At 43.3% G+C, this 12,013-nt stretch carries 13 protein-coding genes and 1 other RNA gene; 8 read left to right on the forward strand and 6 right to left on the reverse strand.

Annotation, left to right across the window (positions count from 1 at the left end; genetic code table 11):
* A partial coding sequence (locus tag VIP81_RS07200; protein ID WP_331957872.1) for a DUF4345 domain-containing protein occupies window positions 1–396 on the forward strand: 396 nt, incomplete at its 5' end.
* 153 nt (window positions 397–549) lie between these two features.
* On the opposite strand, the gene ssrA is transcribed toward VIP81_RS07200, so the two are convergent.
* The 4 genes from ssrA to VIP81_RS07220 all read right to left on the reverse strand — a co-directional run bounded on the left by ssrA (window position 550) and on the right by VIP81_RS07220 (window position 5,214).
* Window positions 550–923, reverse strand: a transfer-messenger RNA (tmRNA) gene (gene ssrA, locus VIP81_RS07205).
* Between the two features lie 113 nt (window positions 924–1,036).
* Window positions 1,037–2,371 (reverse strand): RIP metalloprotease RseP, encoded by a 1,335-nt coding sequence (rseP, locus tag VIP81_RS07210; RefSeq protein WP_331957874.1) that lies wholly within the window; start codon window positions 2,369–2,371, stop codon window positions 1,037–1,039.
* Window positions 2,372–2,457: 86 nt separating this feature from the next.
* On the reverse strand, window positions 2,458–3,624 hold the full coding sequence (locus VIP81_RS07215) for a 1-deoxy-D-xylulose-5-phosphate reductoisomerase (protein ID WP_331957876.1): 1,167 nt from the start codon (window positions 3,622–3,624) through the stop codon (window positions 2,458–2,460).
* Between the two features lie 90 nt (window positions 3,625–3,714).
* The gene (locus VIP81_RS07220) at window positions 3,715–5,214 is read right to left on the reverse strand and encodes a GH3 auxin-responsive promoter family protein (protein WP_331957878.1); all 1,500 of its coding nucleotides are present in this window, start codon (window positions 5,212–5,214) and stop codon (window positions 3,715–3,717) included.
* Window positions 5,215–5,593: 379 nt separating this feature from the next.
* Here VIP81_RS07220 and rplU point away from each other — a divergent pair, with 379 nt between their 5' ends.
* The 7 genes from rplU (at window position 5,594) to VIP81_RS07255 (ending at window position 10,789) form a co-directional block, all read left to right on the forward strand.
* Window positions 5,594–5,950, forward strand: a complete 357-nt coding sequence (gene rplU, locus VIP81_RS07225) for a 50S ribosomal protein L21 (protein ID WP_331957880.1) — start codon at window positions 5,594–5,596, stop codon at window positions 5,948–5,950.
* A gap of 49 nt (window positions 5,951–5,999) precedes the next feature.
* The gene (rpmA, locus tag VIP81_RS07230) at window positions 6,000–6,278 is read left to right on the forward strand and encodes a 50S ribosomal protein L27 (protein ID WP_133809043.1); all 279 of its coding nucleotides are present in this window, start codon (window positions 6,000–6,002) and stop codon (window positions 6,276–6,278) included.
* Window positions 6,279–6,342: 64 nt separating this feature from the next.
* The gene (locus tag VIP81_RS33745) at window positions 6,343–6,774 is read left to right on the forward strand and encodes a hypothetical protein (protein WP_331957894.1); all 432 of its coding nucleotides are present in this window, start codon (window positions 6,343–6,345) and stop codon (window positions 6,772–6,774) included.
* A 313-nt stretch (window positions 6,775–7,087) separates the two neighbouring features.
* Window positions 7,088–8,776 carry a helix-hairpin-helix domain-containing protein gene (locus tag VIP81_RS07240; RefSeq protein WP_331957884.1) on the forward strand — a complete coding sequence of 563 codons (1,689 nt, stop codon included), beginning with the start codon at window positions 7,088–7,090 and terminating at the stop codon, window positions 8,774–8,776.
* Window positions 8,773–9,477, forward strand: a complete 705-nt coding sequence (locus VIP81_RS07245) for a PrsW family intramembrane metalloprotease (protein WP_331957886.1) — start codon at window positions 8,773–8,775, stop codon at window positions 9,475–9,477. Before VIP81_RS07240 ends, VIP81_RS07245 begins: the two co-directional genes overlap by 4 nt.
* Before the next feature lie 177 nt (window positions 9,478–9,654).
* Window positions 9,655–10,290, forward strand: coding sequence for a DsbA family protein (locus tag VIP81_RS07250; RefSeq protein WP_331957888.1), 636 nt, complete (start codon window positions 9,655–9,657; stop codon window positions 10,288–10,290).
* 4 nt (window positions 10,291–10,294) lie between these two features.
* Window positions 10,295–10,789 carry a GNAT family N-acetyltransferase gene (locus VIP81_RS07255; protein ID WP_331957890.1) on the forward strand — a complete coding sequence of 165 codons (495 nt, stop codon included), beginning with the start codon at window positions 10,295–10,297 and terminating at the stop codon, window positions 10,787–10,789.
* Between the two features lie 270 nt (window positions 10,790–11,059).
* On the opposite strand, the gene VIP81_RS33750 is transcribed toward VIP81_RS07255, so the two are convergent.
* A complete protein-coding gene (locus VIP81_RS33750; RefSeq protein WP_414649308.1) occupies window positions 11,060–11,179 on the reverse strand; it encodes a di-heme oxidoredictase family protein in 120 nt (39 codons plus the stop codon).
* Between the two features lie 110 nt (window positions 11,180–11,289).
* Window positions 11,290–12,013, reverse strand: a 724-nt coding sequence (locus tag VIP81_RS07260; protein WP_331957892.1) for a Calx-beta domain-containing protein, incomplete at its 5' end; no start/stop codon positions are given.

Here is a 12,013-nt window from a genome sequence, read left to right on the forward strand (position 1 = left end):
TCATTGATACGCCCATCTTCCAGGAACCTGCATTTGACGGTATCCATACTTATTATCATCCCCATTGGGCTAGCCTATGGTTTATACCCGCAAAAGATCCTGCCTTTGCTGTTTAATTTTAATGTGGACGCGATCAATCTGGTACATATTTTCAGGGCCATGATGGGTTTATATCTCAGCATGTCTGTGATTTGGATGATGGGCATTATTAAATCCAAATGCTGGATCACCGCAACGATTACCAATATTACTTTTATGGGAGGGTTGGCGCTCGGCAGGCTAGTAAGCCTCGCTATAGACGGAGTTCCCGGCATTTATTTTTTAATTGGATTGATAGTAGAGTCTTCTCTGGCTATATGGGGGTTGAGAAATTTAAAGAAGTATGGAACTGGTTAGTAACGTTACAGGTACAGGTGCGGATGATTGATTGATCCGGGAAAGTATAAGAAGTAAATACCGGCGTGTTTTAATAACAAACAACGAAACCGAAAACGACTAAAAACAGAAAAGCCTCAAACGTTTTACTCGTAAACGTTTGAGGCTTTTTCTATGTGGAGATGGCGGGAATCGAACCCGCGTCCAAACATATTCGCCGAAAGCTTTCTACATGCTTATTTACGCATTGTTTTGTCGGGACCTGGCAGGGGCGTAACGAACCAACCGTGTCCTTATCCGTTGTAGCTTCAGTATTCACTCACAGAAACCATGAATACCTATCCCTATGGGTTGATGATTCGGCGGCGGAAGTCACATAAGGCGACAACTTCAAGCGGCTATAATGGGTGTCTAATCTATGATTAGGCAGCCATGGCGTAATTAGATTCGCCAATTAGAGTTTGAATATTCAGATTATCGTGCTAATTATCCAACGCACGGCATGCTTACACTTTCAAAGATCTATGCTGTCAAAACCAGGCATCCCCGGTATAATAGCTTACAAAGATACATTTTTTCTCTCAGGCGTCAAATAAAAAAGTTGCAGAAGAAAAAATATCCTCCTGCAACTTTCTTTATTACAATAACTTATCTGCGGCTATTAAGAAAACCACTTGCTGATACTTCTCCAGATATCCAGTCCGTTGGCAAACAGCAACAAACTAAACAGGAGTACCATACCTACTATCTGTGCATACTCCAGGAATTTCTCGCTGGGTTTACGGCCGGTAATGATCTCGTATAACAGGAAGAGCACATGACCACCATCCAGTGCCGGAATAGGCAGGATATTCATAAATGCCAGGATAATAGACAGGAAAGCGGTCAGCTGCCAGAAAGAAACCCAGTCCCATGCTTCGGGGAACAGGTTGGCGATGCTGCCAAATCCACCCAGTGATTCCGATACTTTTACTTCTTTGGAAACAAAAATCAAACGGAATTGTCTGATATAGTCCACCAGCTTATCAACACCTTTTTGATAACCCGCCGGGAATGATTCCAGGAAAGTAAAATGACGGGTGTTGTAATTGAATGGAATTTTAGGATACACACCAAACTCGCCTTTCTCTGATAAAGTAGCAGACATGTTCAGGGTATCTTTACCACGAAGTACAGTTATAAAAACATCTTCTTTTTTATGTTTCCGGATTTCCTTGGCAAAATCGCTATAAAAAGGAACCGGCATACCATTGATGGCTATCAGCTGATCCCCTTTCTGCACCTTTACTTTAGCAGCAGCACTTCCTTCAAGCACGCTATCCGCCACAAACGGGAAACGTGGCATCGCAAAAGGGGCCTTCTGCTTCAGTAACGCTCTGATAAAGCCATCCGGAACAGGAATACTTACTTCCTGACCATCCCTCGTTACCTGTATGCTTTTTGCTTCATGCAATATCACATCTCCGGGTATAGACTCAAAAGACTTTACCGGGCGATGGTCAATGGCAATGATGTTATCTCCATCTTTTATACCAATACTATGTGCGAGAGAATCTGCCTGTATACCGTATTTCACTTCGCTCACCGGCAGGTAAGTTTCGCCATAATGCCATAACAGCATCGCATATATGAAAAATGCCAGGAGGATGTTGACAGTAACACCACCAATCATAATGATCAAACGCTGCCAGGCTGGTTTTGCCCGGAACTCCCATGGCTGTGGAGGTTTGGCCAGCTGCTCTTTGTCCATGCTCTCATCGATCATCCCGGATATCTTTACATATCCTCCCAATGGTAACCAGCCAATACCATATTCTGTTTCGCCCTTCTTGATCTTAAAGAGAGAAAACCAGGGATCAAAGAACAAATAAAATTTTTCCACCCTGGTTTTGAACAGCTTGGCCGGGATAAAATGGCCTAACTCATGCAATACTACCAAAATAGAAAGTGACAGTAATAACTGCCCTGCTTTCACTAATATTACCTCTGTAGTCATTTAATTTTTTTCTGCTTTAATCTGCCTAATATATCAGTTTTAATACATATTCCGGCAAAACTCTTTGTTAATTTTTATTGGCAATTTTATATGACGATAGAATTGATAAGGGATGCAGCGTGTTCACGTGCGGCATTATCGCATTCATAATAATCATGCAAGGTCGGGGTTTCAATAAACGGTATTTTAGCCAGTGTTTCCTCAATTACTTCTGTCATTTGCAGGAAACCAATCCTGTTTTTCAGGAAGGCATTCACTACTTCTTCATTGGCGGCATTCATTACGCAGGCGGCATTCCCGCCCTTGTGCATGGCTTCAATGGCAATCGCCAGGTTACGGAATGTTTTGGTATCCGGCTGCTCAAAAGTGAGCGTGGGATAGTTCCTGAAAGAGAAACGCGGGAAGTCATTCGCCAAACGGTCAGGGTAGCCCAATGCGTACTGAATAGGCAGTTTCATATCCGGCAACCCCATTTGTGCTTTCAGGGACCCGTCTATAAACTGTACCATGGAATGAATGATAGATTGTGCATGTATCACCACTTCAATATTCTCCGGTGCCAGTCCAAACAGCCAGCGCGCCTCAATCATTTCCAGCCCCTTGTTCATCAGGGTGGCGGAATCGATCGTTATTTTGGCGCCCATGCTCCAGTTAGGATGCTGCAGGGCATGATCTTTCTTCACATTAATCAGGAAATTGGGCTTTTTACCCAGGAAAGGTCCGCCGGAAGCAGTGAGAATCACTTTCTCTACTTTGCTGAAAGGCTCTCCCAGCAAACATTGGAAAATAGCGGAATGCTCGGAATCTACCGGTATAATAGGTACATTTTTCCTGCGGGCGGTAGCCATCACGATATCTCCGGCTACTACCAGGGTTTCCTTGTTGGCCAATGCCACAGGGGTCCCCTGCTCAATAGCAGATAAAGTAGGCGCCAGTCCTGCAAATCCCATAATAGCCGCCAACATCATGTCAATAGAGCTCCACGCTGCTACTTCCACCATGGCTTTGGGGCCGGCAAATACTTTAATGCCTTTATCAAATAATATGTCTTTTACCTGTTTGTACTTTGCCTCGCTGCCTATTACTACCGCATTAGGCTTGAATTTCAGCGCCTGCTCAATCAACAGATCTGCATTCTGTTGTGCAGTCAGTACTTCTACACTAAATCTGTCGGGATGCGCAGCGATCACCTCCAGTGCCTGTATGCCAATAGATCCGGTTGATCCGAAGATGGCAATCTTTCGTTTATTCATTACGGTGATTTACTTTTTTTACAGTTAACAAAAAATGAAGAACCAGCTGCCGGTAATTACCTGACAGCTGTTATTGCTTTGAATCGCCGGTTACTTTTGTAAATAGGCTGCCAGTTCGTCTGCCAGTTTTCTGTCATTACTCAATCGAGGCACTTTATTCTGGCCTCCCAGTTTTCCAATCGCTTTCATATAATCGATAAAGCCCTGTTTCCGGACAGTCCTTATCTTCAGGGGTTGCAATATATTACCTGTCAGCAGATCATCGTAATAAATATTCTTCTGACGCATGTTTTCATCTACTTTCTGCGCAAATGCTGCCAGGTTATGTGGCATATTTTCAAACTCTACAAACCACTCGTGATAAGGCAATTCACCATTGGTTTGCACCATGGGCGCTACCGTAAACTCTGTAATATGCACATTTTCTTCTGCTGCCGCCTTCATCAGGCTATGCTCTACTTCCTCTCCGATCACGTGTTCTCCAAAAGCAGAAATAAAATGCTTAATACGACCAGTCACCAGCAAACGGTAAGGGTTCGTGGAAATAAACTTCACCGTATCACCCAGGTTGTACCCCCATAATCCGGCGTTGTTATTAATCACCATGGCGTAATTTACACCGGTTTGTACATCTTTGAGCGACAACCGCGTAGGATTTTCATTGAAAATCTCATTGGCAGGAATAAATTCAAAGAAGATCCCGGAATTGGTGTTCAACAACAATCCGTCGTGCTCCTGAGAATCCTGGAAGGCAAAAAAGCCTTCTGATGCCGGAAATGTTTCCACAGTATGTATCGGTGCCCCAATGGAAGCCAGCAGTTTCGCCCGGTAAGGCTCAAAGTTCACGCCTCCATATACCATCACATCAAAATTTTTGAATATCTCTTTGATCCGCTTGCCATTGCTACGCTCCATCAAACGGTCAAAATACATCTGTACCCATGGTGGTATGCCACTAATCAGCGTCATATCCTGGTTGATCGTCTCTTCTACAATCTTGTCCAGCTTGGTTTCCCAGTCGTCAATACAATTGGTTTCGTAAGATGGCAGCTGGTTGGTACGCAGGTACCTCGGAATATGATGGTTCACAATACCGCTCAAACGGCCCGTAGGAATACCACCTACCCTTTCCAGTTCCGGAGAACCGGATAAAAAAATCATTTTTCCATCTGCAAACGCCGTATTACCTGTTTCACCCATATAGTTCAACAAGGCATTACGCGCCGTATCCATATGATTGTTAACAGATTCTTTGGAGATAGGAATATATTTCACGCCACTGGTGGTACCGGAGGTTTTGGCCAGGTAGATCGGCTGTCCTTTCCACAGCACATTCTGCTTTCCCTCCTTAATTCTTTCTATATATGGCTTAAACTGCTCGTAGTCGCGTAATGGCACAGCCTGTTTAAACTCCTCATGGGTTTGTATGGCGTTAAACTTATGATCTGTTCCAAACTCTGTCTTTTTGCCTGTCTTTATCAGCTCCTGCAGGATTGCATCCTGATCTTCTACCGCCCTTAACATTTCCTTCTTTATCTTATTATGTACGATAGAAGCAAATGGTTTGGCCAGCAGTGATTTAAACTTCATGCCTGTTATTTTATTATGATTGAGAGACTAAAGGGAAAAAAATTACGAATTACGAATTACGAATTACGTGATATGAGCAAATCCGCCACTGTCACGTAATTCGTAATTCGTAATTCGTAATTTTTACTCCCATCCTATCTGTTTTTATTTGTGTAAACGACAAAAGTATACAAATTTGCGTTGGTTTGTACAGCAAGATAGCTGTTTTTAAATGATCCGGAAATAGCATAAACAGGTGGGTATAAGGGTCCGGCGTCCCAAAGTATAATTTGTTAAAATAATTTAAAATTCAAGAAAGTATGTATCTTTGAAAAGATTAAGCTTTTGTCGGTCCTTCACATGGGTTTATACATTGTGATTTAAAAAAGACCGAAAAACTTTGTCTATTAAAAAACAAAAGGTTACTTTTGCGGAAATTATATTTTGGATAATTATGTTTGCAGTTGTAAAAATCGCAGGTCAGCAATTTAAAGTACAAAAAGACCAGGAAATTTTTGTACAGCAGTTACAAGGAAATATTGGAGACAAGGTGGAGTTTTCCGATGTACTGTTAACAGATAATGCTGGGACGCTGTCCGTAGGCACTGATGTAAAATCAGTAGTAAAAGCAGAGATTCTGGCTCATGTTCAGGGTGACAAAGTCATCGCTTTCAAGATGAAGAGAAGAAAAGGCTTCAGAAAGAAAGTTGGTCACAGAACCCACTTTACAAGAATCAAAATCAATGAAATAGCTTAATTAAGTTTAAGCTAAATTTTTTATTAGACAAGTTTAAAGTAATTATACAATGGCACATAAAAAAGGTGAAGGTAGCGTAAAAAACGGCCGTGACTCCCACAGCAAAAGGCTGGGAGTAAAAATCTTTGGTGGTCAGCCAGCTATCTCCGGTAACATCATCGTTCGCCAGAGAGGTACTGTTTACCATCCCGGTCAAAATGTAGGTCTTGGTAAAGATTTTACCATTTTCGCAGTTAGTGACGGAGTAGTTGAATTCAGAAAAGGTCGCGAAAACAAAACTTACGTTTCTGTTAAAGCATTTGATACCACTGCTCAGGCGGAAGCCTAATCAGTGTTAGCCATAAAGTTTTTTTTAATACCCAATTTTTTTACTAACCCAAATTCAAAAAACAATGGCAACAATTAAAAAAGCGGCTGCTAAAAAAGCTGCGCCTAAAAAGAAAGCTGCTCCTAAAAAAGCCGCTGCTAAGAAAGCTGCTCCTAAAAAAGCTGCTGCAAAGAAAGCTGCTCCTAAAAAGAAAGCTGCTGCTAAGAAAGCTGCTCCTAAAAAAGCCGCTGCTAAGAAAGCTGCTCCTAAAAAGAAAGTAGCTGCTAAGAAAGCTGCTCCTAAAAAAGCTGCTGCTAAGAAAGCTGCTCCTAAGAAGAAAGCTGCTGCTAAGAAAGCTGCTCCTAAAAAAGCTGCTGCTAAGAAAGCTGCTCCAGCTAAGAAGAAAGCCGTTGCTAAGAAAGCTGCTCCAGCTAAAAAACCAGTTGCTAAGAAGAAAGCTGCCCCTAAAAAGGCTCCAGCTGCTGCTCCAGCAACTCCTGCAACTCCGGCTAACTAAGATCGGAATTACAAAATGTAGTTATAAGGATCCTGGCATTTTTGCCAGGATCTTTTTTTTGTCTTACTCCCGATTATACTGATTTTCGCGAGTTTTTGTCTTGGGACAGGATTATACTGATTATACTGATTTCCTGGATTTTGTTTTTACAGGATTAAAAAGATGAAAGAAGATGAGAACGGATTTATTTGCATTCATCTTCCCAGATCTTTTTAAAATCAAAAAATCACAAGAACAAAAATCCTGAAAATCATCAAAATCAGTATAATCGGGAGTAAGACAAAAATTCGAACGATCTCCGTATTTTTACCGCATGGATAATTATTCAATCGCAGATAACTTCTCCCTGCTCTCCAAACTCATGGACATTCACGGAGAAAATAGTTTCAAAGCCAAATCCTTCGCCTCCGCGGCGTTTACAATAGAGAAACTGCCCTCGCAGTTGAAAGAAACACCGAAAGACGAGATATTCCGTATCAAAGGCATCGGCGAATCTACCGGGAAAAGCATACTCGAAATGCTCGAAACCCAGGAATTTTCCCTGCTCAACCACTACCTGGAAATCACACCCGCCGGCATACTGGAAATCATGAAAATAAAAGGACTGGGACCCAAAAAAATCGCTACCATCTGGAAAGAACTGGAAGTCGAATCTATGGGAGAACTTCTCTACGCCTGCAACGAAAACCGCCTGATGCTCCTCAAAGGCTTCGGGGCAAAAACCCAGGAAAGCGTACGGCAAAACATAGAATTCTATCTCTCTAACCGTCACCGCTTCCTCTATGCAGAAGTAGCCAACATAGGCCAGCAGCTGGAAAAACAACTCCAACAACTCATGGCGCCGGCAGCCGTTTCCCTTACAGGAGCCTTCCGCCGCAATAGCATTATCATAGATGAAATAGAAGTCCTCATCGCCGCTCCTGTCGAAATAGTTGCCACCCAACTGGCCACCCTTCCCGGCTTTGAACTCACCGATACCAACGCAGATAACCTCGTATGGAAACTCGATGAGAAACTTAACATCATCACCCATTGCTGCGAAGCCATAAACTTCTACCCCAAGTTATTCACCACTACCGGCTCCCCTGCGTTCATCGATCAATTCAATGCAGCCGGTGGAGCAGCACACCTCCACAACGCCCCCTCTGAGGAAGCTATTTTTAGCGCCGCAGGAATGGCTTTTATTCCGCCGTTCCTACGGGAAGGCATAAACGAATTAACACAGGCACGGCAACAACAACTGCCCAACGTGATCGTACCGGGCGATGTTAAAGGAATCATTCACTCCCATAGCAACTGGAGCGATGGCGAATCTTCCCTCGAAGAAATGGCCGTTGCGGCCAAAGCACAGGGATTCGAATACCTCGTTATCAGCGATCACTCCCGCTCCGCTTTCTATGCCAATGGACTGCATATTGAAAGAGTGCTGGAACAACACGCCGAGATAGATGCGCTCAATAAAAACCTGGCGCCTTTTCGGATTTTTAAGAGCATAGAATCCGATATCCTCAATGATGGTACCCTCGATTACCCCGATGAAATACTGGCCAAATTTGACATGGTAATTGCCTCTGTACACTCCAATCTTAAAATGACAGAAGACAAGGCGATGGCACGCCTGCTAAAGGCCATCGAAAATCCATATACTACCATTCTGGGTCATATGACCGGTCGCCTGCTGCTGAGCCGCAACGGTTACCCGGTAGATCATAAAGCCATCATCGATGCATGTGCGGCCAACCAGGTAGTGATAGAACTCAATGCACACCCGCGTCGCCTCGACATCGACTGGACCTGGCTGCCCTATGCCATAGAAAAAAATGTGCTCATCTCCATCGATCCCGATGCCCACAGCATCCACGGATTCAATGATATCAACTATGGCACGCTGGCTGCTCAAAAAGGAGGCATCACAAAAGCAAACAATCTGAGTAGTTACACTGTTGACATGCTGAATAATTATCTGCAACAACGTAAGCAACAAAAAAATCTCCTCCCATGATGCTACTGGGATTAGCGGTGGCCCCGGGTTTTGCCATATGTCTGTTTATTTATTTAATGGACAAATACGACCCCGAACCTACAGGCCTGTTGATAAAAAGCTTTTTGCTGGGTATGGGCTGCGTAGTACTCCCGTTACTCGTACAAGGACTGGCAGTATCATTAGGACTGCGGGAAAACAATGGCACCCTGCTGGGCACCGCCGCCTTCGCCTATGGCGTAGTAGGCGTTTCAGAAGAACTTGCAAAGTTCCTCGTATTGCTGCTGTTCGCCTACCCCAAAAAAGCTTTTAATGAACCAATGGATGGTATCGTATACGCCGTGATGATAGGGATGGGCTTTGCCACCCTGGAAAACATTGCGTATGTAGGCCGGTACGGAATAGGCACCGGGGTAGCCCGCATGTTTCTCTCTGTACCTGCGCACGCTACCTTCGCTATACTCATGGGCTATTACGCCGGGATGGCGAAATTTATTCCGCACAAAAGCGGCGCCCTTCTCTTACAGGGCCTGCTGATCGCGGTATTCTTTCACGGTACTTTCGACTTCTTCCTGTTCCTCGGTAATAATATTTTCCTGATGGGCGCTTCTGTTATTACCCTCTTTTTCGCAGTACGCCTATCTATCAAGGCTATACGAAAAGACGCCGCCCTCTCGAAAAAGCTGCATGAACAGCACTTTTTCGAGGAAGGGGAAAGCTGATGTTGAGGAAGCTGAAAGCAAAAAGCAAAAAGCTATGGAAGCGGATGAATGAAGCGAATGATACAATGGAGATGTTATTTCACTATAGTTACTCGCTGCTATTATCCGCTTCCATAGCTTTTTGCTTTCTGCTTTCAGCTTTTAGCTTTTTGCTACCTTTGTATAAAAATACAGCCAATGCGCTTTATCTATATATACGATCCGCTATGCGGCTGGTGCTACGGCTTTACTCCCGTCATCCAGCAATTGCAGGAACGCGATAACGGCCATATGGAATTCAATATCCTCTCCGGAGGAATGATTACCGGCGACAACCGCCAGCCGTTTTCTTCCATGGCTACCTACATCCAAAGAGAACATACCAATGTAGAAGCCATGACCGGCGTAAAATTTGGCCAGGCATTCCTGGAAAAATTACTTCCCTCTGAAGAAATCATGGACTCAGAAAAACCCAGCATTGCCCTCACCGTATTTAAACAATACCAACCGGAAAATGCTATCACCTTTGCCCATGATATGCAGGTAGCACTTAATTATAACGGACAAAGCCTGAATAACGATAGCACCTATCGCACACTCATCAAAAAATTCAGTTTACCGGAAGATGAATTCATCAGCCGTCTCCATGACGAACATTACCGCTACGAAACCAACCAGGAATTTCAGCTGATTCAGAACTGGGGCATCACCGGATACCCCGCAGCGATACTGGATACCGGTAAACAACTCTATCTCTGCGCCAGAGGATTTACCACACTGGACAAACTGGAAGAAACGATTGAAAATATACTCCGGGAAAATAATAGCTTATAATAACATGTACCAAATCAAAGCAGCAACCGTAAATGATATCCAGGTAATACAAGACCTGACAGAAAAAATATGGCGCCCTACTTACGAGCCCATATTAACACCGGCACAAATTGAATATATGCTGGAGATGATGTACAGCACGGCATCACTCAACAAACAAATCACCGAACTCCAACATCAGTTTCTCATCTTAACAGATGAAGAAAAACCAATTGGATTCGCGGCATATAGTACGACTGACACGCCAAATGTGTATAAACTCCAAAAAATTTATCTGGACTTAAATTACCAGGGAAAAGGAGTAGGAAAATTATTACTGCAGGAAGTGGCCGGTCAGGTAAAAGCACGAGGCGCCCACACCCTCGAACTGGATGTAAACAGATTCAATAAAGCCAAACTTTTTTACGAGAAACAAGGCTTCAGCGTTTATAAAGAGAAAAACACTGATATCGGCCATGGATACCTGATGGAGGATTTTGTAATGCGCAAATCATTATAAAAAAAAGCCCGGTAAGGACATACCAGGCTATTCCCATGTTAACCATTAAAAGACACAACTCTTTAAAAACAATTGTTCCGAAACTTAATTTCAAAATCCATTGTTTATACCCTTATGTACGACAGGGGTAAACAAACGGTTTTTTTCAAACAAAAAAAAGCAGCATCTTTTATATTCTAATATAAAAGATGCTGCTTTTAAGTTTATTAATATTTATAAAGATGTCAAAAACTAAATGAGGTGATGGCGTTCATCGGTAGATAGCTTCATCTATTGATCCCTGCTATCTGCCGCTTCTCCATCATGCCAGAGGATTGCTTCGGGAAGACTCCTCTCCCTCCCATCATACAGGTAGTAAGGAATCCCATTCGTTTTTTCAAATAAACCAATCCCTCACAAAGCAAGCGTTTTCCATCAAAAAAAATTCCCGCATAGTAAAAAACTATGCGGGAAGTAGGTGTGCCTGAAGCGCGTATATCGGTTATTGATCCAAGCCGTTATTATTTAGCTGTCAGCACAGTGCCTTCATCGTTATCATCGTCATGGATGATCGCTATGGCTTTGTTCAATTTCAGCTCAGGGGAAATTTTCAGCGTCCCTGCATTCGCTGCTGCAGTAGCATCACGCAGCTTAACAGCTACGAGTGCATCTGGTTCTTTAACGCGGTCGTTTACCAACGCTACCTGGATATCGGTTTCGCTGAAAGCACAATCGCCGGTAATTTTCACCATGTCACCATTCATGATCACATAATCTTTACCATATACGGCGGTACTCGCAGAATCCACACCAAAGAATACGTTGATATCACTGCCGGTACAATTGGTTTGTACAGATTGATCAGCTGCCTTTACGAGGATACATTTAAACATACTTACCGGTGCAGTGGCAGATTCGTTTGCATCTGTCAGTTTTACCAGCGTAATATAGGCCGCCTGATCCTGTATGTACTGAGAGGCAGAAATAGAAGTAACGTCGCCGTTATAGCCTACTACTGCTTCGTTTTCTGCTTTAATTTCACTTAATACCAATACCACTGTTTCCGCCAGTTCAAAACGGTTATCGTCTTTTACTTTTACATTCAGACTGGCAGTAGTAGCACCACTGTCGATTACGAAAGGCGCTTTAATGCTGCTTACGAAGTCTGCACCCGGTAAAGCGGTACCGTTACCAAATTTATAGGTTAAACGAACCGGCTTAGAAGTAGCATTAATCAGCGGTGTA

The organism is Chitinophaga sp., assembly GCF_036566945.1.
Classification (GTDB): domain Bacteria; phylum Bacteroidota; class Bacteroidia; order Chitinophagales; family Chitinophagaceae; genus Chitinophaga.

Bases quoted from the DNA above. Each gene is read 5' to 3' on its own strand.
- rseP (WP_331957874.1), bottom strand. From the start codon at position 2,371: ATGACTACAGAGGTAATATTAGTGAAAGCAGGGCAGTTATTACTGTCA.
- VIP81_RS07215 (WP_331957876.1), bottom strand. From the start codon at position 3,624: ATGAATAAACGAAAGATTGCCATCTTCGGATCAACCGGATCTATTGGC.
- VIP81_RS07220 (WP_331957878.1), bottom strand. From the start codon at position 5,214: ATGAAGTTTAAATCACTGCTGGCCAAACCATTTGCTTCTATCGTACAT.
- rpmA (WP_133809043.1), top strand. From the start codon at position 6,000: ATGGCACATAAAAAAGGTGAAGGTAGCGTAAAAAACGGCCGTGACTCC.
- VIP81_RS33745 (WP_331957894.1), top strand. From the start codon at position 6,343: ATGGCAACAATTAAAAAAGCGGCTGCTAAAAAAGCTGCGCCTAAAAAG.
- VIP81_RS07240 (WP_331957884.1), top strand. From the start codon at position 7,088: ATGGATAATTATTCAATCGCAGATAACTTCTCCCTGCTCTCCAAACTC.
- VIP81_RS07245 (WP_331957886.1), top strand. From the start codon at position 8,773: ATGATGCTACTGGGATTAGCGGTGGCCCCGGGTTTTGCCATATGTCTG.
- VIP81_RS07250 (WP_331957888.1), top strand. From the start codon at position 9,655: ATGCGCTTTATCTATATATACGATCCGCTATGCGGCTGGTGCTACGGC.
- VIP81_RS07255 (WP_331957890.1), top strand. From the start codon at position 10,295: ATGTACCAAATCAAAGCAGCAACCGTAAATGATATCCAGGTAATACAA.